The sequence below is a fragment of the Mesorhizobium norvegicum genome (assembly GCF_004919685.1).
In the GTDB taxonomy this organism is placed as follows: Bacteria; Pseudomonadota; Alphaproteobacteria; order Rhizobiales; family Rhizobiaceae; genus Mesorhizobium; species Mesorhizobium norvegicum.
The window spans coordinates 1-21,556 of record NZ_SMYZ01000127.1 but is presented as its reverse complement, the minus strand read 5'-3'; the positions used below and the strand labels follow the sequence as shown (position 1 = coordinate 21,556).

The 21,556-nt window shown below is 64.7% G+C and carries 21 protein-coding genes; 9 read left to right on the top strand and 12 right to left on the bottom strand.

Annotation, left to right across the window (positions count from 1 at the left end):
• Window positions 1-112 precede the first annotated feature (112 nt).
• Together FCU66_RS37440 and FCU66_RS37435 are read left to right on the top strand one after the other, a co-directional pair.
• Window positions 113-658 (top strand): methylated-DNA--[protein]-cysteine S-methyltransferase, encoded by a 546-nt coding sequence (locus tag FCU66_RS37440; RefSeq protein ID WP_136622248.1) that lies wholly within the window; start codon window positions 113-115, stop codon window positions 656-658.
• Window positions 655-1,398 (top strand): 2OG-Fe(II) oxygenase, encoded by a 744-nt coding sequence (locus FCU66_RS37435; protein WP_136622247.1) that lies wholly within the window; start codon window positions 655-657, stop codon window positions 1,396-1,398. The genes FCU66_RS37440 and FCU66_RS37435 overlap by 4 nt, the downstream gene beginning before the upstream one ends.
• Before the next feature lie 3 nt (window positions 1,399-1,401).
• Here the strand turns inward: FCU66_RS37435 and FCU66_RS37430 are convergent, their stop codons facing one another.
• The 3 genes from FCU66_RS37430 to FCU66_RS37420 form a co-directional block, all read right to left on the bottom strand.
• On the bottom strand, window positions 1,402-2,313 hold the full coding sequence (locus FCU66_RS37430) for a sigma-70 family RNA polymerase sigma factor (RefSeq protein WP_246094180.1): 912 nt from the start codon (window positions 2,311-2,313) through the stop codon (window positions 1,402-1,404).
• 130 nt (window positions 2,314-2,443) lie between these two features.
• Entirely contained in the window at window positions 2,444-3,385 is a 942-nt protein-coding gene (locus tag FCU66_RS37425; protein WP_136622245.1) for an alpha/beta hydrolase, read from the bottom strand.
• Window positions 3,386-3,489: 104 nt separating this feature from the next.
• Entirely contained in the window at window positions 3,490-4,089 is a 600-nt protein-coding gene (locus FCU66_RS37420; protein ID WP_136622244.1) for a dihydrofolate reductase family protein, read from the bottom strand.
• A gap of 142 nt (window positions 4,090-4,231) precedes the next feature.
• Between FCU66_RS37420 and FCU66_RS37415 the strand changes: the two genes are divergently transcribed.
• The 3 genes from FCU66_RS37415 (at window position 4,232) to FCU66_RS37405 (ending at window position 6,714) form a co-directional block, all read left to right on the top strand.
• A complete protein-coding gene (locus FCU66_RS37415; RefSeq protein ID WP_136622243.1) occupies window positions 4,232-4,648 on the top strand; it encodes a winged helix-turn-helix transcriptional regulator in 417 nt (138 codons plus the stop codon).
• A gap of 348 nt (window positions 4,649-4,996) precedes the next feature.
• A complete protein-coding gene (gene dinB, locus FCU66_RS37410) occupies window positions 4,997-6,244 on the top strand; it encodes a DNA polymerase IV (RefSeq protein WP_136625494.1) in 1,248 nt (415 codons plus the stop codon).
• A 209-nt stretch (window positions 6,245-6,453) separates the two neighbouring features.
• A complete protein-coding gene (locus tag FCU66_RS37405) occupies window positions 6,454-6,714 on the top strand; it encodes a hypothetical protein (RefSeq protein ID WP_206077194.1) in 261 nt (86 codons plus the stop codon).
• Between the two features lie 49 nt (window positions 6,715-6,763).
• On the opposite strand, the gene FCU66_RS37400 is transcribed toward FCU66_RS37405, so the two are convergent.
• The 8 genes from FCU66_RS37400 to FCU66_RS37365 all read right to left on the bottom strand — a co-directional run bounded on the left by FCU66_RS37400 (window position 6,764) and on the right by FCU66_RS37365 (window position 16,003).
• Complete coding sequence (locus FCU66_RS37400; protein WP_136625493.1) at window positions 6,764-7,792, bottom strand: cupin domain-containing protein; 1,029 nt, start codon at window positions 7,790-7,792, stop codon at window positions 6,764-6,766.
• 106 nt (window positions 7,793-7,898) lie between these two features.
• Window positions 7,899-9,500: an FGGY-family carbohydrate kinase gene (locus FCU66_RS37395; protein WP_136625492.1), complete on the bottom strand. Its 1,602-nt coding sequence runs from the start codon at window positions 9,498-9,500 to the stop codon at window positions 7,899-7,901.
• A 112-nt stretch (window positions 9,501-9,612) separates the two neighbouring features.
• Window positions 9,613-10,341, bottom strand: coding sequence for an SDR family oxidoreductase (locus tag FCU66_RS37390; RefSeq protein WP_136625491.1), 729 nt, complete (start codon window positions 10,339-10,341; stop codon window positions 9,613-9,615).
• Window positions 10,342-10,363: 22 nt separating this feature from the next.
• Window positions 10,364-11,623, bottom strand: a complete 1,260-nt coding sequence (locus tag FCU66_RS37385) for a sugar ABC transporter permease (RefSeq protein WP_136625490.1) — start codon at window positions 11,621-11,623, stop codon at window positions 10,364-10,366.
• Window positions 11,620-12,459, bottom strand: a complete 840-nt coding sequence (locus tag FCU66_RS37380) for an ATP-binding cassette domain-containing protein (RefSeq protein WP_136622769.1) — start codon at window positions 12,457-12,459, stop codon at window positions 11,620-11,622. The genes FCU66_RS37385 and FCU66_RS37380 overlap by 4 nt, the downstream gene beginning before the upstream one ends.
• Window positions 12,460-12,556: 97 nt before the next feature.
• Window positions 12,557-13,639 carry an ABC transporter substrate-binding protein gene (locus FCU66_RS37375; RefSeq protein ID WP_136622768.1) on the bottom strand — a complete coding sequence of 361 codons (1,083 nt, stop codon included), beginning with the start codon at window positions 13,637-13,639 and terminating at the stop codon, window positions 12,557-12,559.
• Between the two features lie 251 nt (window positions 13,640-13,890).
• Window positions 13,891-14,775, bottom strand: coding sequence for an AraC family transcriptional regulator (locus tag FCU66_RS37370; RefSeq protein ID WP_109660775.1), 885 nt, complete (start codon window positions 14,773-14,775; stop codon window positions 13,891-13,893).
• Between the two features lie 232 nt (window positions 14,776-15,007).
• Window positions 15,008-16,003, bottom strand: a complete 996-nt coding sequence (locus tag FCU66_RS37365; RefSeq protein ID WP_168992233.1) for a LacI family DNA-binding transcriptional regulator — start codon at window positions 16,001-16,003, stop codon at window positions 15,008-15,010.
• A gap of 297 nt (window positions 16,004-16,300) precedes the next feature.
• Here FCU66_RS37365 and FCU66_RS37360 point away from each other — a divergent pair, with 297 nt between their 5' ends.
• The 4 genes from FCU66_RS37360 (at window position 16,301) to FCU66_RS37345 (ending at window position 20,021) form a co-directional block, all read left to right on the top strand.
• Window positions 16,301-17,101: an ABC transporter ATP-binding protein gene (locus FCU66_RS37360; RefSeq protein WP_136622766.1), complete on the top strand. Its 801-nt coding sequence runs from the start codon at window positions 16,301-16,303 to the stop codon at window positions 17,099-17,101.
• A 56-nt stretch (window positions 17,102-17,157) separates the two neighbouring features.
• Window positions 17,158-17,973, top strand: coding sequence for an ABC transporter permease (locus FCU66_RS37355; RefSeq protein WP_206077193.1), 816 nt, complete (start codon window positions 17,158-17,160; stop codon window positions 17,971-17,973).
• A 45-nt stretch (window positions 17,974-18,018) separates the two neighbouring features.
• Window positions 18,019-19,008 (top strand): ABC transporter substrate-binding protein, encoded by a 990-nt coding sequence (locus tag FCU66_RS37350; RefSeq protein ID WP_168992270.1) that lies wholly within the window; start codon window positions 18,019-18,021, stop codon window positions 19,006-19,008.
• An 89-nt stretch (window positions 19,009-19,097) separates the two neighbouring features.
• Window positions 19,098-20,021 (top strand): nucleoside hydrolase, encoded by a 924-nt coding sequence (locus FCU66_RS37345; protein WP_136622763.1) that lies wholly within the window; start codon window positions 19,098-19,100, stop codon window positions 20,019-20,021.
• A gap of 13 nt (window positions 20,022-20,034) precedes the next feature.
• Here FCU66_RS37345 and FCU66_RS37340 read toward each other — a convergent pair whose 3' ends face one another.
• On the bottom strand, window positions 20,035-21,222 hold the full coding sequence (locus tag FCU66_RS37340; RefSeq protein WP_136622762.1) for a Gfo/Idh/MocA family protein: 1,188 nt from the start codon (window positions 21,220-21,222) through the stop codon (window positions 20,035-20,037).
• Window positions 21,223-21,556: the final 334 nt, after the last annotated feature.

The window sequence follows — 21,556 nt, the reverse complement described above, 5'->3', positions numbered from 1 at the left end:
GGGGGGCGCCGTAGAGCACCTGCCTTGGAGATTCGAATTTGAAAGCAAGCACCGGAGTGAGACACGGCCGGCACGTGGCTAGGGTTCAGGCACAGACAAAGGAGTGAAGGCAATGAACCTCATGCAAACCACTATGCCGGTGGCCGCCCGCAACCTCGACACCATCACCTACGCCATCGGCGAATCCGCGATCGGCAAGATCCTGGCGGCGCGCAGCCACATCGGCGTCTGCGCCATCCTGATCGGCTCGGACGCCGACGCGCTGGAGCAGGACCTTGGCGATCGCTTCCCCGGGAAGATGCTGGTCGAAGACGAGGCCACCTTGCGCGGCGATCTCGCGGCAATCGCGCGCTTCATCGAGACACCCAGTGTCGGCCTCGACCTGCCGCTCGACCTGCGCCACGGCACGCCATTCCAACAGCGTGTTTGGGATGTGCTGCGCACCATCCCCTGCGGCGCCACCATCACCTACACCGCGCTAGCCCAGCGTCTCGGCCGGCCCAACGGCGCCCGCGCCGTGGCGACCGCCTGCGCCGCCAACGCGATCGCGATTGGCATTCCCTGCCACCGCGTTGTCAGCGCCGACGGCACGCTGTCGGGCTACCGCTGGGGCGTCGAGCGCAAGCGCGCCCTGCTTAACAAGGAGGCTACGATATGAACGCCCATGCCAAGGTTGCCGCATCGGTGGTCGAAGCCGCTCGGACGCGTGTTGCCGGTTACGACTGGCCGGCCCTTGCCGGCGAACTCGACGGCTTCGGCTGCGCGGTGATCGAAAAGCTGCTCTCGCCCGAAGAGTGCCGGCAGATCGCCGGCCTCTATCCCGAGGAAGAACATTTCCGCAGCCACATCCATATGGCCAGGCACGGCTTCGGCAAGGGCGAGTACCGCTACTTCCGCTATCCCTTGCCCGATCTCCTGGGCGGCCTGCGCAGCGCGCTCTATCCCAGGCTGGCCGAGGTCGCCAATCGGTGGAACGAGCGCATGGGGCAGGCCATGCGCTACCCCGCGACGCATGCCGCGTTTCTCGAACAGTGCCATGCCGCCGGCCAGACGCGGCCGACGCCGCTGTTGCTGCAATATGTGCCTGGCGACTTCAACTGCCTGCACCAGGATCTCTATGGCGACCTCGCCTTCCCGCTGCAGGTGGCGATCCTGCTTTCCGAACCGGGCCAGGATTTCACCGGCGGCGAGTTCGCGCTGACCGAACAGCGGCCGCGCATGCAGAGCCGGGTCGAGGTGGTGCCGCTGCGCCAGGGCGATGCGGTTGTCTTCGCCGTCCACAACCGGCCGGTGCAGGGAACCAAGGGCAATTACCGCGTCAACCTGCGCCACGGCGTCAGCCGTCTGCGCTCAGGCATGCGCCACACGGTCGGCATCATTTTTCATGATGCGAAGTGAGCGTCATGGAGGAGAGGCACTTCGTCCTGCGTCGGCAAAGACCATCTCCAGGATCCACGGACACGCATAGTAGTCGGCGATGCGGTCGATGACGCCGCCGGCGGCATGGATCCGCACCAGATACGCCGGCAGCCATTCCTCGCCATGCAGCCTGTCGAGGACCAGCACGACCTCCCCTTCGATCACGCCTGGCCGCATGCGCCAAGGCAGCTCGCTGCGCTCATATTCGACGAAGTAGGGCGAGCCTGACAGCAGGCCGTTGTAGCAATCCGAGACCCGCAGCCGCGCGTCGGCACTGGTCAGCGCCCGCACCCCGTCCCAGTCTCGGTTGTTGAACAATTCGACATAGCGGCCGAGCAGCCGCGCCAGTTCGGGGTCGTGTGCGGGTGCCGCGACCGGTTGCGCCGGCAAGGCGGCGAGCTTGGCACGGCCACGATTGAGCGCCGACTTGACGCCACCTGATGTCGAGCCGACCAGCTCGGCGATTTCCTCAAGCGAATGGTCGAAGACATCCTTGAGCAGCACGCAGGCGCGCTCCTTCGGCGGCAGGTGCACGACTAGCCGCTCGATGGCACGGCCCGCGCCCTGCCCAGCGGGCTCGACAGGCAGCACGATCTCGTCGCTGGCATAGCCGGCCTCGGCTCGCTGTCGCGCCTGGCGGTTGCGGATAAAGTCGATGCAGCGGTTGTGGGCGATGCGGAACAGCCAGGGCCGCAGCGCCTGCGCATCGTCGAGCCGTTCGATCTTGCGATAGGCCTCGAACAGCGCCTCTTGCATGATGTCCTCGCCATCGAGGGCCGAACCGGTCATGCGCGCGCAGTACCGATGCAGCTTGACGCGCAGATGCGAGACCGTCTCCAGGAACGCGGCATAGCGCCGGTCGAACAAGCCCTCGGGGTCGAGGCGCGGCTGCATGCCTTGCCTCGTTTCACGGGCTTTGCGGATCTGCTGGTTCATCGCGGCACGTCGGTCAGCGTCACCGCAGCATCGCGCAGGCACGGCACATCCACAAGCACGAATCGCGATACGACCAGCCGGCGCATACTCACGCCGCTCTGTCGCCGGCGACCTCGTCACGGGTGGCCGGCAAGCCCAGTTTCGGCCGCACCCAGGTGGCGAAGCGGCCGATCGCGTCGTCGGCTTCCGGCGCCCGGCCGGCCATCATCTGGAAGGAGTGCAGCATGCCCTCGAAGACGTCGAGCCGTGTCTCGACCCCAGCCTGCCTGGCGCACTCGGCGAACATGCGGCTTTCGTCGGCCAGCGTCTCGTCGGCGCCGGCTTGCAGGAACACGGGCGGAAAGCCGGTAAGGTCGGCATAAAGCGCGCTGACCTCCGGATCGAGCCGGTCGCGGTCGCCGATAAAGTTGGTCACCAACCAGTCGACGGCCTCCTTGGCGAAGGCTGGATCCTTCTCGCGGTTGGTCTCATAGCTGGCGCCGGTCAGCGCCATGTCGAACCAGCCGGAGATGATCAGCGTGGCGACAGGCAGCGGCCGCCCTTCGGCTCGCAACCGCTTCAGCACGCCATAGGTCAGCATCGCGCCGCAGGAATCGCCGGCGAGCGCGAGGTACCTGGTGTCGAAACCCCGGTCAGTGAGCCAATTCCAGGCGACCATCGCCGCCTCGAGCTGGGCCGGATGCTTCGCCTGATGCGCCAGCGGATAGTCGTAGAGCAACGCCCGGCAGCCAACGGCCTTGGCCAGATGGCCGACCAGCTTGCGGTGCGTGTAGATCGAGCCGCCGACGAAGCCGCCACCATGCGCGTAAAACAGCACTCGCTGCTCGTCGGCGTCCTTCGGCACGATCCACATCGCCGGCACGCCGCCGGCATCCACTTCGATATAGTCGACACCGCCGGGTTCACCCGTCAGCGCCGTCCAATGCGTGTCGTTGAAATCGACGATCGCCTGCGGGCTGGTCAGCTTGCCGGCGTTGGCGGCGATCGCCGCGTAGTGGTTCCTGTTTGCCTCGCTCTGCGTGCTCGCCATGATGGTCTCCCTGGTTACGGATCGCGGGCCGCGCGACCTTCCAAAGCCAAGGACGAACGGGCGGAGAAGAAAGATACGTCAGGCCCTGATTTTCCCTCTCTGCCTCACCCCACCGGCGCGTAGCGGTTGACCACCATGCCGCAGGCATAGGCCTTCGAGCCGAGCAGGCGCAGGTTCTGGAAACCGCCTTGGTCGAAGATCCGGCGTCCCGCGCCCAGCACCGCCGGGTTGATGAACAGCTGGAACGCGTCGACCAGCCCGGCCGCGATCAGCGCCGAGGCGAAACCGGCGCCGCCGAACACCGCCATGTCGCCACCCTCGCCCGCTTTCAGCGCATTGACTTCGCGCGGCAGGTCGCCGCTGGCGACCCTTGTGCGCTCCCAAGCCGGCTCCCAGGCCGATTGCTTGAGCTTGTCGCTCAGCACCACTTTCCGGGCATCGACGACGCGCTGCGCAAAGGCATAGAATGGATCGCGCGGAAATTTCTTCGCCGCATTGCCCCAATGGGTGAGATAGCCCTCCTGCGCCATCTTGCGGCTGAGCAGGATGGTGTCGATGCCGGCGAAGACGGCGTTGAAGTCCTGCTTCAGCGCGTCGTCCCAGGCGCTCTCATCGCCCCATTCCCAGAGCTGCCAGGGATGGTCCTCATTGGCGCCGACAAAACCGTCGACCGACATCTGCATCTGAAGGATCAACTTTCTCATCGTCGTTCTCCTCGGTTTGTCCTGCCTCAAAGCGTGCGTCCAGCGAGCCGTCGCAATCAACGTTATATGGTTTACATTTGGAACCATTGACGCAGAGCGAAAACAGTGTCAATAGTAAATTGATTTAAAAATGGAACCATAGATGTCGACGCGCGAAAAATCCGGCTGCCCGATCAACCTGTCGCTCGAACTCGTCGGCGACCGCTGGACGCTGCTCATCATCCGCGACCTGGTCTTTGCCGGGAAAAGGCATTTTCGCGAATTCCTGCAATCCGACGAAGGCATCTCGTCGCGCACGCTGGCCGAGCGGCTGCAAACCCTTCAGTACGAAGGCATCCTCACCCGCAGCGACGACCCGACGCATGGACTGAAGACAGTCTACCGGCTGACCGAGGCCGGCATCGACCTGTTGCCGGTGCTGGCGACGCTCGGCGCCTGGGGCAGCAAGCACCGCAAGGCCGACGATCATCTGGCTCGCATCGCCGAAGAGCTGGCGGCGGGTGGCGAGGCCGCGCTGGAAAAGATGAAAACGGCGCTGCGGGCGGAGCATGTTGTCTAGGCGGAGGCAATTCCGAGGGCAGCATCATTCTCTTCCAAGGTCGGCGCCGCCCCTCATTGCCCTGCCGGGCATTTCTCCCCGTAGAACGGGGAGAAAGTAGCTGGCGCGGCGCAAACGCCTTTCCATCAACGTTGGCGATTGGCGAAACCGTCGATGACAGCGTCCCTCGCCCCGTTTACGGGGAGAGGATGCCGGCAGGCAGGTGAGGGGCAGCGCTGCCGCCGCGATTTTGGGCGACGCAGTCGAACCGAGAGCGATTTGCCTCACCAAACGCTCGCCGCTTGACAACAATCCCCTTTTGTTCTCTATTTGTTCCGATCTATCAGCAACTGCGGATGTGCGGTCGGGATGGAAACGACAGCCACCATCCTGCATGCTGATCTCGACGCCTTCTATGCCTCGGTCGAGCAATTGCTCGACCCGTCGCTGCGCGGCAAGCCGATCGCGGTGGGCGGCGGCGTCGTGCTCGCCGCCTCCTACGAGGCCCGCGCCTTTGGCGTGCGCGGCGGCATGCCGGGGCGCAAGGCGCGCGAGCTCTGCCCGCAGCTGATCTTCGTCGGCGGCAATTTCAGCCACTACCAGCGGCTGGGCGACGCGGCGATAAAAGTCCTCAACGATTTCACCCCGCTGGTCGAGCGCATTTCCATCGACGAGGCCTTTGCCGATGTCGCCGGCTGCACGCATCTGTTCGGGCAGCCAGAAGAGATCGCCGCAACCATCCGCCGCCGCGTGCGGTCCGAACTCGGCCTGCCGATCTCGATCGGCGTGGCACGCACCAAGCATCTGGCCAAGATCGCCTCGCAGGTGGCCAAGCCCGACGGGCTGGTGGTGGTCGCCCCCGGCAGCGAGCTTGCCTTCCTGCACGATCTGCCTGTCGGGCTGATGTGGGGTGTCGGCCCGGCGACCAGAGCGCGGCTGGCCGAAATCGGCGTCGAGACCATCGGCCAGCTGGCCAGGACGCATAGCGGCGCGCTGACGCGGCTGCTCGGTTCGGCCGCCGGCGAAAAGCTCGCCGCCCTGTCCTGGAACCGCGACCCGCGAAAACTGGAGACGAAGCGCCGCGCGCATTCCGCCGGCGCACAATCGGCACTCGGTCAGAAGCCTGCCGTGGCTGATATCATCGTGCCCACTTTGCTGCACCTGGCCGACCGCGTCGCCAGCCGGCTGCGCGCCAAGGCGCGGCCCGGCCGCACGGTGACGGTGCGCGTGCGCTTTGCCGATCTCAGCGCCGTCACCCGCTCGATCACCCTTGACCAGCCGATCTCGGCGACAACGATGTTGGCCGAGATCGCCGGCGATCTGGTGCGCGGCGTGCTTGCCGACCACCGCCAGGAGAAAACGATCTCGCTGCTGGCGATCTCGGTATCGCACCTGGAGGAAAGCCTCGAGCTACAGCTTGAACTGCCGCTCGGCCTCGCCGACGAGAAGCGCCGTCCCGGCACGAAGAAGGGCCTGGCACGCTTCGGCGCCGACCGCGCCATCGACAAGATTCGGGAGCGCTTCGGCAAACAGGCGGTCGGCTACGGCACGGTGGCGCTGGAGGCGGGACGCTCGGTGCCCGACGAGTTCAGGGAACTGGCGCAGAAGGAGCTGTGAGCGCGGTTGATGCCATCCTGAATGTGACCGCGCCGGCATTGTAACTGAGGGGCGGCAGTCCGTGAAAAATCTTGATCTCCGCACTGGCTATTCGAGTAAGATGTCCCTGACACAAGCCATGGACTCTCATGTTCGCACCCTTCATCGTTTGCGCGTCAGTCACAGCTCTCAGCGCGGTTGTCAGTCTCGGTTTCTCCTTGGCTGCCATCATGAACGAAACCGGCAGCGCCCGGACAGTGGCATTGTACGGCTGTGCACGCAGCGCAGCTTTGGTGGTCGTAAGCGCCGTGCCATTTTTTACAGGTTCGACGGAGTGGCTTGAGGCCATCGCCTGGATAATGATCCTTGTGCAGGCTGGAGATGCCGTCATAGGCGCCACGATCGACGATCGGATGAAAACCTTCGGCCCGGCCGGCACATCGCTCGCCAACCTTCTCGCTCTCCTATGGCTCATCCAGTCTGTTCAATGAGATCACGACAAACAGCTTCAGCGCGCGATATCGGTGCGGCTGGAGCGTCTTATTCCGTCTCTTCGCCGTCCCAGTACCGCCTCACCCCTGCCATGTCGAAAATGCCGTCGCGCCGGCGCAAGGCGTCGACCGCCATCTTGTTGGAATCGGGATAGACACAGACCTCGTTGGGGTTTTTCTCGCCGATCATCAGATAGCGGCACGGTCCCGTACCGCTGTTGAGGAAGGAATGCCCGACCGCCAGGCCGGCCGGAAAGCAGACATAATCGCCTGCCTTCATCTCGTAGCGCTTCTCGCCAAGCAGCAGCGTCACCTGCCCTTCCAGGATCAGCGCATGCTCCTCTTCCAGCATGTGGTAGTGCCGGGGCGCCAGGCGCATGCCGGGGGCCGGCGCCTCGATCAGCATGCCGACATGATAGTCAGGCCGTCCCAAAGCCGCATAGGTGAGGTGTTTGGACTGACCACCGAACCGCGTCCCCTCGCCTTCCTGTTTCCATTCGACAGCGTCGCTGGCAACAGGCGGGATCGGCGCGGCGGCCGCCTTGGTGACACCGGCTATCACATCCGACGGCAGGGGATCGCCGGCAGCAAGCCCGGTGTTCTCGCCGTCCCAGTAGGTTCGGGTTCCCGCGAGGTCGAAGATTGCGCGGCTGCCCAGCGCGCGCACCAGCACCTTGTTGGAGGCGGTGTAGACGACCACGTCGTTCGGGTTGCGCTCGCCGACGATGACATAGCGGCACGGCGCGGCGCCGGTGTTGATGAGGCAGTGTCCCGCCGCGGCACCAGCCGGAAAGCAGATGTAGTCGCCGGCCTTCATGGCATAGGAGGCGTCGCCGACATAAGCAGTGAGCGCCCCTTCGAGGATGAAGACATGCTCTTCCTCGAAAATATGGTAATGCGCCGGCGAGGTCTGCTTGCCCGGCGGCAGCTCCTCGATCGCCACGCCGACATGGTGGTTTTCGCCAAGAGCGGCCAGTGACAAATGCCGGTAGCGCACGCCGAAGCGCGGCACATCGGACCATTCCGTCCATGGCACGCTGTCCGATGCGAATGGCACTGGCGATTTGTCGTCTGCCATCAGGCCTCCTGCTCCTGCCGCCCACCCTCGTCGCGACGGAACAAAGCTGCCAGCTTCCGGCTAAACCGCCAAGCGGTGTTCGCGACGCTCCTGACAAAGCCGGGTCTCAGCCTCGGACCGCCTTGCCGGCTTGCTGCAGCAGCTCGAACGCGGCGAAGCGCTTGGCGTGCCAGCCGGCCAGCGCAGCGTCGGGATGATAGACCTCGCCGAGTTCCGACATGCCGGCCATCGCCGTCACCAGATCCTTGTAGGCCCCGGCGGCGACAGCGCCGAGCATCGCCGAGCCGAGCAGCACGGGTTCCGGTGAGGTCGACGCCACCACCACCATGCCTGTCGTGTCGGCAAGCAGCTGGCGCACCAGCGGGCTTTGCCCGGCGCCACCGCTGACCACAATGGTGTCGACGGGAATGCCCTTGTCATGCTCGGCCCGCACGATCTGGCGGGCGCCATAGCCCAGCCCGCAGACCCCGGCGACATAGAGCCCGACCAGGCTGTCGAGGCTGGTGTCGAGATCGAGCCCGGCAATCAGCGCACGCGCGTCCGGGTCGGCGAAAGGCGCGCGGTTGCCGAGGAATTCCGGCACCACATGGATGCCGCCGACCAGCGCCGGCGTCGCCGCGGCCCCGTTGCGGCTTTGCGCTTGCAGAGACAGCCAGGCGCTGAGGCTGAGCCCGTCGGCTTGCGCCTTGGCGGTCGCTTCGCCGGCCGCAGGATGCATGCGCACCAGATGGTCGATGGCCGCGCCCGCGGCCGATTGGCCGCCCTCGTTCAGCCACAGGCCCGGCACCATGGCCGAGAAATACGGACCCCAGACGCCGTCGACGAAAGCAGGCTCGGCGGTCGACGACATGGTGCAGGCCGAAGTGCCGAAGACATAGGCCATGCGCGACAGAACGCTGCCGAAATCGCCCCGCGCGCCGACCGTGCCGACGCCGCCGGCATGCGCATCGATCAGCCCCGCCGCCACCGCCGTGCCGGGGGTGAGGCCAAGGTCCGACGCCGCCTGCGCGGTCAGTCCGCCGCCCAGCGACGCACCCGCCGGCGCGATCTCGGTGCCGATGCGCGTGAACGCCTCGTCGGCCAGGCTGCCGAGCCCGATCTTGCGGAAATAGGCCTCGTCCCAGCGGCTCTCATGCGCGAGATAGGTCCATTTGCAGGTCACCGTGCAGACCGAACGGGCGAGGCTGCCGGTCGCCCGCCAGGTGAGGAAGTCGGCAAGGTCCATGAACTGCCAGGCGGCGTCGAAAGTGGCAGGCAGGTTTTCCGCCAGCCACAGGAGTTTCGGCGTTTCCATCTCCGGCGAGATGACGCCGCCGACATAATTCAGCACCGCCTCGCCGCTGCGGTTGATACGGCGCGTCTGTTCGACCGCGCGATGGTCCATCCAGACGATGATGTTGCGTTCGGGATTGCCGGAAGGGCCAACAGCCAAAGGCACGCCGCCCTTGCCCAGCACCACCAGCGAACAGGTGGCGTCGAAGCCAATGCCGGCGATCGCCTCGGGCGCTATGTCAGCCTGGGCGACGGCGGCGCGGGTGGCAGCGCACACCGCGCGCCAGATGTCGTTGCTCGACTGCTCGACGATGTCGCCGGGCTCGCGCCAGACCTCGATGTCCTGCTTGGCCGAGGCGAGCAAGGTGCCCGCTTGGTCGAACACCCCGGCCCGCGCGCTGCCGGTGCCGACGTCGATGCCGAGATAGTGGGACATGGGGGGAAACCTTCGGTTTAGCGAATAGCGAATAGCGAATAGCGAATAGCGAATAGCGAATAGGTAAGTCGTTGGATTCTTCCCTATTCGCTACTCCCTATTTCCTATTCGCTTAGAGATCATTGCTCTGCGGCAAAATCACCAGATCCCGGATCGTCACGTTGCGCGGCCGGGTCAGCATGAACATGACCGCTTCGGCCACCTCGCGTGGCTGCATCAGGCCGCCGGCGGCGAGCTCTTCCTCGAGCTTCGCCTTCGGCCAGTCGTCGACCAGCGCCGTCACCACCGGGCCGGGCGCCACGGCACCGACGCGCAGGCCGTGCTTGGCGACCTGCCGGCGCACCGTGTGGACAAAGGCCTGCACGGCGTGCTTGGACGCCGTGTAGATCGGCTCCCAGACCACCGGAACCAGCCCGGCGATGGAGCTGGTGACGATGATGTCGCCGGTCTTGCGTTCGATCATGTGCGGCAGCACCGCCTGGATCGAGCGGAAGCAGGCATTGATGTTGAGGTTGAGCATCCGGTCCCAGGCGTCCGGATCGCCAGTCGCCACCTCGCCGCCGACATAGGCACCGGCATTGGCATGGAAAATGTCGAGCTGGCCGGCCTTCTCCAGTATCTCAGGCATCATGGTGGCGACGCTTGCCGGCTGCATCAGGTCGATCACCAGCGGGATCGCCTTGGGACCGAGTTCGGCGCACAGTTTGTTCAGCGTCGCCTCGGCACGGTCGACCAGCACCACCGTGGCGCCCGCCGCCAGCATATGCCTGGCGCATTCGAGGCCGATGCCTGATGCCGCGCCGGTGACGGCGGCAACTTTTCCGGACAGTTCTTCGCTCATGTCTTGCTTCCTGTTGATGGGTTCAGGCCCGGCCATGCGAGACACGCGAGCGGCGTGCCAGCGAGTCGACGATGACTGCGATGGCAAGCACGGCGCCGGTGATCATGTACCGAAGCGACGAGGACAGATCGAGCAGCGTCAGTCCGCTGGCGATCGACTGGATGACGATGATGCCGAGCAGTGCCGAATAGGCGCTGCCGCGGCCGCCGAACAGGCTGGTGCCGCCGATGACGGCCGCCGCGATGGCGTTGAGGTTGACGTCGCCGGTGCCGGCCTGCTGGCTGGCCGAGGCAAGGCGGGCCGCCGACAGCACGCCGCCGAAAGCGGCCAGCATCGAGCACAGCACGAAGGCGCTGGAATAGATCAGCCGCACATTGATGCCGGCACGCCGTGCCGCCTCGCGGTTGCCGCCGACCGCCGACATCGAACGGCCCCATTTCGTCCGTGTCAGCGCATAGTGCATTGATATGACCAGGCCGACGAACAGGCCGAACATCCACGGAATACCGCGCGCCTGGTTGAGATAGAAGACGATGAGTTCGAGGATGACCGTGATGACGACCGCTCGCGTGATGAGCCCGCCGGCCGAGGGTGCCGACAAATTGGCGGCGCGGCGGCGCGCGACGGTTCGCAGGCCGGTGACCAGCATGACGATGCCGGGAACGGCCGCCAGCCCGAACGAAACAAACTTCGGCATCATCAGCAGCTGGCCGAAATTCACCAGGTTCGAGCCGTAAGGCAGGTTGATCGAGCCGGTCGAGCCGAGGATGTAGAGCTGCAGGCCAAGCACCGCCAACAGGCCGGCCAGCGTCGAGACGAAGCTCGGCATGCCGAGCCGGTTGAACAGCAGCGCATAGAGCGCGCCGATGAAGCCGCCGACGGCGACAGCGGCGAGGATGGCGAGCGCCACCGGCCAGCCCTGGTTGACCCACAGCGTGCCGACCATCGCGGAGGCAAAGCCACTGATCGAGCCGACCGACAGGTCGATTTCGCCGACCATCAAAACGCAGACGATGCCGAGCGCGATGACGCCGACGGTGGAGCAGTCGAACAGCAGATTGACCAAATTGCTGCTCGACAGGAAGATCGGATTGATGCTGGCGAACACCGTCCAGATGATGACGAGCCCGACAATCACCGGCAGCGAGCCGAGATCGCCCGAGCGGACCCGGTCGAAGAACCTGCGGATGGCGCCGCCGACCCCGGCCTCGTGCTTGACGCGCACATCGGCGCGGTCGAGTTGCGGCGGCACGGGGGCAGCCTGTTCGGCTTCGCGGCTCATGGGCGTGGCTCCCCTTTTTGATCATGCAGGGCGGTTTGATCTTGCCTGGCCTGGCGGCGCTCGGCGCGCCGCGACACCGAATTGTTCGACGCGCCGGTGATGGCGCTGACCAGTTCCTGGTTCGAGGCATCGGGCGAGAAGATGCCGTTGTTGCGGCCAAGCCGCAGCACGACGATGCGGTCGGCGACCGCGCGCACGTCTTCCATATTGTGGCTGATGATGACAACGCCGAGGCCGCGGTCGCGCACCCGCTCGATCAAATTGAGCACTTCCGCTGTCTGCGCCACGCCAAGTGCGGCCGTCGGCTCGTCGAGTAGGATGAGCTTGGGTTCGAGCAGCAGCGAGCGGGCGATCGCCACCGTCTGGCGCTGGCCGCCCGACAGCGACGCGACCACTTCGCGCACACTCGGGATGCGCGCCGACAGCTCGTTGAGCAGCGTCCAGGCGCGCACTTCCATCGCCACCTCGTCCAGCCGCAGCGGGTTGAGCTCGCGACCGAGGAAGATGTTGGCGACGATGTCGAGGTTCTCGCACAGCGCCAGGTCCTGGAACACGGTGGCGATGCCGAGCGTCAGCGCCGCACTCGGATCGGCAAGCGTCACCTGCTTGCCGCGAAAGCTGATGGTTCCCGAACTCGGCTGATGCACGCCGGCCAGGATCTTGACCAGCGTCGACTTGCCGGCGCCATTGTCGCCGACCAGCGCCACCACCTCGCCGGCATGGACATCGAGATCGATGTCGGTAAGCGCCGAGACGGCGCCGAAATTCTTCGAAACGCCGCGCAGGCTGAGCACCAGCTCGCCTGTCGGAACCGGTCCGTCCGGGGTGTCGATCATGCCAGGAAGCCTTTCAAAACCGGTTCAAAAAATATCGGATGAGCGCTGCCTGACCACCGCACGGGTAGCCAGGCAGCGGAGCGGGCAAGGGTCGCGGTCAGTTCCCGATGCCCAGCTTCTTGCAGCCTTCCGCGTAACGATCGACGCAGAGTTCGGCTGCGGTGTTGATCTTCTTGTCGATGATCTCGGCCTTCAGGTTTTCCTGCGTCACCACCGCCGGCGTGAACAGCTGCGAGGGCGTGTCATACAGCGTCATCTCGGCCTTCGGCGTCTCGCCCGAAAGCAGTTTTACCGCGATGTTGGCGGCGGCCGCCGCCACGATCTCGCTCGGCTTGGAGATGGTGTTGTACTGGTCGCCGGCGATGATCAGCTGCAACGCCGCGATCGTCGCGTCATTGCCGGTCACCGGCGGCACCGGATCGACGCCGGCCGCCTTGAAGGCGGCGATGGCGCCGCCACCGGTGCCGTCATTGGCGGCAACAACGCCGAGGATCTTCGGCCCGAAGCGGGTGATCTGGCCGCCGGCCCATTGCTGTGCCTTCGGCGGCGCCCATTCCGGCGTGTCGTATTCGGCCAGGATCTGGTAGCCGCTGTTGTCGAGGCCTTCATGGATGCCCTTCTTGATCAGGCCGGCTGCCGCGTCGGTCGGCGAGCCGTTGATCTGCAGCACGCCGCCGGTGGCCGGATCGACCTTCAGCGCCTTCAGATGCTCGACCAGCGAGTCGGCGATGGCCTTGCCGATGCCTTCATTGTTGAACGAGACATAGAAGTCGGCTGGTGCGGTCGGGATCGGCCGGTCATAGGCGATGACCTTGATGCCCTGGCTCTGCGCCAGCTTGACCAGCGAGGCGGCGGCGGTCGAGTCGACCGGGTCGAGCACGATCGCCTTGGCGCCCTGCGAGATCACCGAGTTGAACTGCTGCTGCTGGCGCGAGGCGTCGGCATCGGCGTTCTGGTAGAGCACCTTGCAGCCCGGGCACAGCTTCTTCATCTCGGCGGCAAAGCCGGGATAATCATGCTGCTCGTAGCGGGTCGAGGCCTGGTCTGGCATCAGGAAGGCGACGGTGGCGTCGGTGACCTCAGCGGCCCGGGCGATGGCGGCGGTGCCGGCCAGCAGCGACAGCGCAATTGCTGCCATGCCGGCGGACTTCCCAGCGGATTTCAATGAAAGTTTGGTCATTCGGTCTTCTCCGTTTCTGGATATGGTTGTAAGAAGGTCGTTGACTGCTTTGGTGTGGAGACACGCCTCCGCCCTCGCCCCAACTGCAATTGGGAACCAGGGCCCGGCGCCGGCCTTTCGAGCCGCGCCGACATCCTCCGCTGACGGAGGATTTTCAAGACAAGCGCTCTCCGTCGCGGACCGCGTCATGCGGGCCACGTCTTCAGGCGAAAAAGTGTGTTTCCTCCCTTGGTTCCTCCCTGGCTCCTCCGTTAAGCGGCTTTGCCCGCGTTGATGTTGTCGGCCAGCAGGCGCCTGAAGCGCGAGGGCGGCATGCCCTTCTCCGCCAGGAACTGCCGGTTGAAATTGGACAGATTGTTGAAGCCGACCTCGTAGCAGATGTCGGTGATCGAGGCCTGCTCGTCGCTCATCAGTATCTGGCAGGCGAGGTTGATGCGCAGCCGCTTGACATACTGCACCAGCGACATGCCGGTGTGGCGGCGAAACGAGCGCGAAAAGGCGCCGGTCGACTGGCCGGCGATAGCAGCGAGATCCGCCTCGTCGAACAGCTGCGTCAGGTTCTCCCTGATATAGGCGAGCGCCTTGTTCATGCCGGCGGTCATGTAGCCCGACGGATCGGGCCGATAGCTGGCGCTGGCCAGCAGCTGGAATTCCTGGGCGCGGCTGAGCAGGCCCGCGATCATCATGAACAGCTCGATGCGGCGCACGCCCTGCGCCTGCATCATCTCTTCCATCAGCGGCGCCAGCGCCTTGCTGGTGCGGTTGGAAAACAGCACGCCGCGCCGCGACGCCTCGAGCAGGTGCCCCAGCCCCGCCAGCTCCGGCAGCACATGCATGGCGTCACCAATGAAACTTTCGGAAAACTGGATGATGCGGCCACGCAGCGGGATCGAGCTGTCCCTGGGGATATCGCTGACCCAATTGTGCGGCAGGTTGGGACCTGTCAGCACCAGATTGCCCGGCTCGAATTCGCCGATGAAGTCGCCGACGAAATAGCGGCCATTGGTGAAGATCACCTGATGCAGTTCATATTCGGGATGGAAATGCCAACGCACCGTGTGGAAGGGGTAGCCGTGCGACCACGCCTTGAAGGACTCACCGCGTCGTATCTGGACAACTTCCAGGTCCGGTTCCATGTCCGTTTCCTCCCGGGCCGGCACGGATCGTTGCCGCATTCGGCCCACATTCCCTAAAACCGGCCGAATTGGTTTCGGCTCTGCATTTCAAGAGCCACGGTATCGGCTCATGACAACAGGCGCCACCACGATTCAGGGCAACGGATGATACTTTTTTAACCGGGAGAGGGATGCGGAGAGGCGATATTCGGGCAGGAGGGGTTGCGCCAGACGTTCGAAGCCCGTCGCCTCGCTACGTCGTCTCCCTCTGGATCACCGTCGGTTCCATGAGCACCATCCGGCGCGGATGCGTGGGGTCGTCGAGAAAATCGATCAGCGCCCCGATCGCCAGATAACCGGACTCGGAAATGCGCCGTTCGATCGTCGAAAGCGGCCGAACGAGAAGCGGTGCAATATAGATGTTGTCGAAGCCGATCACCGCGCAATCCTCCGGAACGCTCAAGCCGCGTTCGCGCAGCGCCACCGTCGCCCCCATCGCCAGCATGTCGCTCATGCAGCACATGGCCGAGAAGCTGGTGCGGTCGAGCAGCGTGCGCGTGGCCACCAGTCCAAATCGATGATTGAAGGCACCGCACTCGATCAGATCCGGATCGACTGGTAGCCCGGCCTCGCGATGCGCCCGCTCGAATCCCGCCCGCCTGATTTTGGTGTTCGACGCCAGGGGGTTGCCGCTGACGAACGCAATCCGCCTGTGCCCTGCCCGGATCAGATGGCTTGCCGACAGGAAGGCACCCGTCTCGTAGTCCGTGTCGATTCGTGCGGCGAGGCAATCGAGGTCGGGAATTTCCCGGTCCATCGACACCAAGGGTATCCTGAGCCTCTCCAGGAGGTGGGCGTCAGGGATCAGATCGCTTGCGGCAAGCACGATACCATCGACGCCGTGACTGGCGAGGAAGGTCAGATGCGATGCCTCCTTTTCGGGATCGCTGTCGGAATTGCACAGGATCGTCGAATAACCCCGCTCACGCGCGGCCTGATCGCAAGCGCGGACCAGCTCCGTGAAATAGGCATTGAGAATGTCAGGCACGATGACGCCGATGACACGCGAACTGCGGGTAATCAGCGACCGGGCGATCGAGTTGGGCGTATAATTGAGTTCCTTGACCAGCGACCAGATTTTTTCCCGGGTCTTCTCGCCTATGGAGTGGTCTTTGCGGTTGAGGACCTTTGAAACGGTTGCAGCCGATACACCAGCCTGCCGGGCGATATCTTTGATCGTCGTTGCCACATTCCCTCGCCATTTCGACGAACGATAGCCTGTCTCAGCCGCCATCGGAACATCGGCATGCGACTAGCACGGATCGCTGTTCCAAAGAAACAGGTCGCGTGATCGACAGCCTGCGCCGTGGATTTGACATAACGCATATAACCCATTAGGTAAACGTTTACCTAGGCTAACTCGCCGCCGTTTTGCGGGACAGGCGGGTCTGCTTGGCATCAGGCGGACCTGCAGGGTGCCGGCTAGGTCATGGGAGGACTTATGCGTTTTCGAGCCAGGGTTTGCCTGCAGCAAGAGGGGTTCTGAATGCCGGAAACGCAGGAGCCACGCACTGCCGCCGAGCCTCCCGGATCAGGGACGCCGGCTCCAACCAAACTGTCGATCGAAAAGCTCAACGTCAGTTTCGGATCGGTTACCGCCCTGAGCGATGTCAGCCTCGATATCGCCGATGGCGAATTCGTCTGCATCCTCGGTGCCTCCGGCTGCGGCAAGAGCACGCTGTTCAACGTCGTTTCAGGCCTGCTCAAGGCAACATCGGGAAAGATCGTGCTCGACGGCCAGGATGTCAGCAGCCGGCCGGGCCAGGTCGGCTACATGCTGCAGAAGGATTTGATGCTGCCCTGGCGCACCGTACTCGGCAACATCACGCTTGCCGCATCGCTGACACGCGGCGCCACCGCGCAGGATCGCGCCGAGGCGGCGGAGCTGGCGAGCCGCTACGGTCTCGGCGACTTCCTCAACCACTATCCGCACGCGCTGTCCGGCGGCATGCGCCAGCGCGTCGCCATGATGCGCACCATCGCCGCCGGCCGCCAGGTGATGCTGCTCGACGAGCCGTTCGGCGCACTCGACGCGCAGACGCGGCTTGGCATGCAGCAATGGCTGCTGCAGCTCTGGCGCGACCTCAAGCGCACCATCCTGTTTGTCACCCATGATGTGGACGAGGCGATCTATCTCGCCGACCGCATCGTGGTGATGACGCCGCGCCCGGGCCGCATCGCCGAAATCCTTACCGTCGACCTGCCCAGGCCACGGCCGCTGGAAGTGCTGACGACCGACACATTCGTCGGCCTGAAGCGGCAGATCATGCAGCATCTCTACCACTGACCGATTGGGCATTGACCAATCGGGCACTGACCTCACGGCCAATAGGGAGCACGGGAATGAACATACGGTTTGGAGCGGCGGCGGGACCGTTCATGATCTGGGTGGTGGCCATGGTGCTGATCCTGGTCGCATGGCAGGTGCTGGTCTGGGTCTCCGGGCTGCCGCCCTATGTCATCCCGCCGCCAGCGCTCGCCTTCCAGACACTCTTCGACAACTGGCCGCGGCTCTCGGTGCTGACCGGCCAGACGCTCTATGAAACCGCGATCGGCTATGTGCTCGGCGCCCTCATCGGCTTCCTGCTCGCTCTGGCGATGGGGCAGATCCGTGTCGTGCAACGCCTGGTCATGCCGGCGCTGATCATTTCGCAGGCCGTGCCGATCGTCGCCATTGCCGCACCGCTGGTCATCATCTTCGGCTTCGGCATCACCCCAAAGCTGATCATCGTCGCCTGGATCGTGTTCTTCCCGGTTGTGGTCAACGTGCTCGACGGCCTGGCCTCGGTCGATCGCGATATGCTCAACCTGGCGCGCCTGATGGGCGGCGGTGGCCTGCGCACCTTCGCCATCGTCAAATTGCCGGCCTGCATCGGCCCGCTGTTTTCCGGCCTCAAGATCGGCGCCACCTATGCGGTCACCGGCGCCGTCATCGGTGAATGGACCGCTTCGTCCAAGCAGGGCCTGGGCACCTATCTGCTCACCGCCAACGCGCAGATGAACACGGCCGGCGTCTACGCCGCCATGCTGCTTTTGACCGTCATCGGCGTCGGCTCGTTCCTGCTCGTGTTCGGGCTCGAGGTGCTGATGACGCCATGGCGCTCGCGTTCGACCGCACCGGCATGGGCGCAGTGGAAGCCATCGCAGCCGACCTCGTGAGCCACCAATTTACAAATGCCAACCAACGACAACAGGAGGAATTCAATGCATATGACCTATACAAAGATGATCTCGGCGACCGTGGGCCTGCTTGCCCTTGGCGCCGCTTTCGGCGCGGCTCCGGCCAGCGCAGCCGACCTCACCACCGTCCGCTTCGTCTATGACTGGGCGAGCGCCGATTTCGAACTGATCCCGACGCTGGTCGCCCAGCAGAAGGGTTTTTATGAAGCCGAAGGCATCAAGGTCGATGTCATCTTCCCGCCGGACTCGCAGACCACGGCGCGGCTGCTCGCCGTCGGCCAGGCTGAGATCGGTTTCGAGGCCACCACCGACGTCGTATTCGGCGCTTCCCAAGGCATTCCGATCACCTCGATCGGCCTCTACACCAAGAGCAACAATTGGGGTCTGTTCGGCCGCCCCGGCGAGCCGCTTTCGCTCGACAACCTCAAGGGCAAATCGATCGCCATCTATACCGACTCCTGGACCAAGGCGATGATGCCGTTCGTGCTCAAGGCCGCCAAGCTGACCGAGGACGACGTCAAGCTGATCATCGCGCAGGATTCCGACACCAATCTCCTGCTTGCCGGCAAGATCGACATCGCCACCAACACCGAGAATTATCTGGTGCCGCAGGTGCAGGAGACCCTGAAGAAGGGTCCGACCAGCCTCATCGGTGCGGCGGCCGGCGCGCCCGATGTCCCGGTCTGGACCTATATCGCATCCACCGCCTACCTCGCCGAACACGGCGATGTCGCCAAGAAGTGGATGCGCGCCACCATCAAGGCGACCGAATGGGCCGCCGACCATCCCGACGAAGCCGCCGAGATGTTCACCAAGGCTTATCCGGAAGGCGGCAGCCTCGCCTACAATCTCTCCGGCTGGAAGCTCACCGCCGCCCTGATGAAAGGCGATACCGGCTACATGATGCAGGAAGACAAGAACTGGCTGCCGATCGCCCAGGCGTTGAAGGACACCGACCAGATCAAGGAAGTCCTGCCGGCCTCGAAATACTACACCAACGAGCTGCTCAAGTAGGCGCAGCCTTGCCCTTCACGACAAGGGCCATCCCGACCGGGGTGGCCCTTTTTACCGGTACAAAGAGAAAAGAGAATGGACTTTCAGGCATGGCCAAGAGCAGAATTATCCTCGATTGCGACCCCGGCGTCGACGACGCCATCGCGCTTCTCCTGGCCTTTGCCTCACCCGATGAAATCGAGATCGTCGGCATAACGACGGTCGTCGGCAACGTCTCGCAGCCATTGACCACCCGCAATGCGTTGCGCATCACCGCCATGGCCGGCCGCCAGGACATTCCGGTCTATGCCGGCTGTATCAGGCCGATCATCCTGCCGCGCGTGCAAAGGGGCGCCTCGGTGCACGGCACCGACGGCCTCGGCGACCTCGACGTGCCCGACGCCACGCACGAGATCCAGGGCCAGCACGCTGTCGATTTCATCATCGAGACGATCCTGCGCGAGCCCGGCCAGATCACGCTCTGCCCGATCGGCCCGATGACCAACATTGCACTCGCGCTGATCAAGGAACCGTCCATCGCCGGCAAGATCAAGGCCATCGCCTTCATGGGCGGTGCCGCCTTCAGCCCCGGCAACACCGCGACCGATGCGGAGTTCAACATCTGGATCGATCCGCATGCGGCACAAATCGTCCTGTCTTCCGGCATTCCGATGACCATGTTCGGACTGGACGTGACCCGCCACGCCACGCTGACCAAGGTGAGGTTCGAGCAACTCGAGCGCGACAGCAGCCCGATCATGAAAACGGCCATTGCCATGATGCGCCACTATGGCAGCGGCGACGCCAGCCTGCATGACCCCTGCGTGACGGCGTTCCTGATCGACCCGACCCTGTTCAGGGGCGTCGATGCGGTGATCGAGGTCGACTGCGATCCCGCAGGCGCATATGGCCGCACGCGCGCGACGCTGGTCGAGAATGGCGCCTGCAAGGGCCTGCCGGTCTGCCACGTCATCACCGAGGTCGACGACACCAGGCTGTTTCAGCTCATCGACCAGCGGCTGCGGCTTTTGTAATCAGCGCGGGCAACTATCCCCCAAACCGCGCAGCTGTCCACGCGCCACCCGCCGCATTCGAATCCACTGCGGCGGCAACAAATTTCACGCCGCGCGCGCCGTCGACGACATCGGGCACCTGCGCCGCACGGGCTGCGTCCACTACCGCGCCGGAACGATGGGCGCGGATGATGTCGGCGGCGTCGCGGTAGAAATTGGCGAAGGCCTCGATATAACCTTCGGGGTGCGCCGCCGGCATGCGCGACACACGCCGGCTCTCTTCGGTCGAGCCGTGGCCGCCGCGCACCAGGGTGCGGGTTTCCTCGCCGTAGCGGGAGAAGCGCAGCTCCTCCGGCCGTGCGCCCGACCATTCGAGCCCGGCTTTGTCGCCATAGATGCGGACGGACAGATCATTGTAGTGGCCAGGCGAGGTCTGGCTGGCCAGGATCGTGCCGCGCGCCCCGTCCGTCCAGCGCACCAGCACATGCGCATTGTCGTCGAGCCGGCGTCCCGGCACGGCGGTGAACAGATCCGCCGACACCGCCTCGGCCTCGCAGCCCGAGATGAAGCTCGCCAGGTTGAAGGCATGCACGCCGATATCGGCCAGCACCGCCGACTGTCCAGCGCGCGCCGGATCGGTGCGCCACTCCGCCTGCTTCTGGCCTTCGGCGTCGATCGGCTTGGTCAGCCAGTCCTGGATATACGAACCATGCACGGACACGATCCGGCCGAGTTCGCCCGCCGCCACCATTTCTCGCGCTTGCCGCACCATGGCGTAGCCGGTGTTGTTGAGGGTGACGACGAAGCGGCGCTTTTTCGCCCGCGCCAGCATCACCAGCGCCTCGGCGTCGGCCAGCGTCGTCGACAGCGGCTTGTCGCAGATCACGTCGATGCCGGCCTCGAGGAAGGCCGTGGCGATCGGCGCATGCAGATGATTGGGCGTGACGATGACGACGGCCTCGATGCCATCCGAACGCGCGGCTTCTGCCTTTGCCATGACGCGATAGTCGGCATAGCTGCGCTCCGGCGCTATGCCGATCTCGGCGGCCGAGGCGGCTGCGTTCTCCGGGTCGGAAGACAGCGCGCCGGCCACCAGCGCGATCTGGTCGTCAAGGCGCATGGCGAGGCGATGCACTGCGCCGATGAAGGCATTGCGCCCGCCGCCGACCATGCCGACCCGCAAACGTTGGCGCGTCGATCCGTCCGATGTTGCATAGACCATGTTGTTCCTCCTTAAGGCCAAAGCCCGATCTCACTAATTCCCGCGACAGAAAGGGGCATTCGAGCCAGCACCCGCCGCCGAGTTCTGTGGCGCCCCCCTCTGTCCGGCCGGACATCTCCCCCACAAGTGGGGAGATCAGCTGCCACCAGGGCCTTCGCCAATCTCAGACGTGGCAAGAAGAGCGCCGCCGACTAGGCTGCCAATCTCCCTCCTTGTGGGGGAGATGTCCGGCAGGACAGAGGGGGGCGCGAAGGAACGCCGACATGCCGACTTCTGACGTCATCAAAACCTCGGAATGTCCGGGAACGGTCGTTTGCCGCCGGAAATGTGAATG

Coding starts and splice junctions, on each gene's coding strand:
- FCU66_RS37440 (WP_136622248.1), top strand. CDS start 113: ATGAACCTCATGCAAACCACTATGCCGGTGGCCGCCCGCAACCTCGAC.
- FCU66_RS37435 (WP_136622247.1), top strand. CDS start 655: ATGAACGCCCATGCCAAGGTTGCCGCATCGGTGGTCGAAGCCGCTCGG.
- FCU66_RS37430 (WP_246094180.1), bottom strand. CDS start 2,313: ATGCAGCCGCGCCTCGACCCCGAGGGCTTGTTCGACCGGCGCTATGCC.
- FCU66_RS37425 (WP_136622245.1), bottom strand. CDS start 3,385: ATGGCGAGCACGCAGAGCGAGGCAAACAGGAACCACTACGCGGCGATC.
- FCU66_RS37420 (WP_136622244.1), bottom strand. CDS start 4,089: ATGAGAAAGTTGATCCTTCAGATGCAGATGTCGGTCGACGGTTTTGTC.
- FCU66_RS37415 (WP_136622243.1), top strand. CDS start 4,232: ATGTCGACGCGCGAAAAATCCGGCTGCCCGATCAACCTGTCGCTCGAA.
- dinB (WP_136625494.1), top strand. CDS start 4,997: ATGGAAACGACAGCCACCATCCTGCATGCTGATCTCGACGCCTTCTAT.
- FCU66_RS37405 (WP_206077194.1), top strand. CDS start 6,454: ATGAACGAAACCGGCAGCGCCCGGACAGTGGCATTGTACGGCTGTGCA.
- FCU66_RS37400 (WP_136625493.1), bottom strand. CDS start 7,792: ATGGCAGACGACAAATCGCCAGTGCCATTCGCATCGGACAGCGTGCCA.
- FCU66_RS37395 (WP_136625492.1), bottom strand. CDS start 9,500: ATGTCCCACTATCTCGGCATCGACGTCGGCACCGGCAGCGCGCGGGCC.
- FCU66_RS37390 (WP_136625491.1), bottom strand. CDS start 10,341: ATGAGCGAAGAACTGTCCGGAAAAGTTGCCGCCGTCACCGGCGCGGCA.
- FCU66_RS37385 (WP_136625490.1), bottom strand. CDS start 11,623: ATGAGCCGCGAAGCCGAACAGGCTGCCCCCGTGCCGCCGCAACTCGAC.
- FCU66_RS37380 (WP_136622769.1), bottom strand. CDS start 12,459: ATGATCGACACCCCGGACGGACCGGTTCCGACAGGCGAGCTGGTGCTC.
- FCU66_RS37375 (WP_136622768.1), bottom strand. CDS start 13,639: ATGACCAAACTTTCATTGAAATCCGCTGGGAAGTCCGCCGGCATGGCA.
- FCU66_RS37370 (WP_109660775.1), bottom strand. CDS start 14,775: ATGGAACCGGACCTGGAAGTTGTCCAGATACGACGCGGTGAGTCCTTC.
- FCU66_RS37360 (WP_136622766.1), top strand. CDS start 16,301: ATGCCGGAAACGCAGGAGCCACGCACTGCCGCCGAGCCTCCCGGATCA.
- FCU66_RS37355 (WP_206077193.1), top strand. CDS start 17,158: ATGAACATACGGTTTGGAGCGGCGGCGGGACCGTTCATGATCTGGGTG.
- FCU66_RS37350 (WP_168992270.1), top strand. CDS start 18,019: ATGCATATGACCTATACAAAGATGATCTCGGCGACCGTGGGCCTGCTT.
- FCU66_RS37345 (WP_136622763.1), top strand. CDS start 19,098: ATGGCCAAGAGCAGAATTATCCTCGATTGCGACCCCGGCGTCGACGAC.
- FCU66_RS37340 (WP_136622762.1), bottom strand. CDS start 21,222: ATGGTCTATGCAACATCGGACGGATCGACGCGCCAACGTTTGCGGGTC.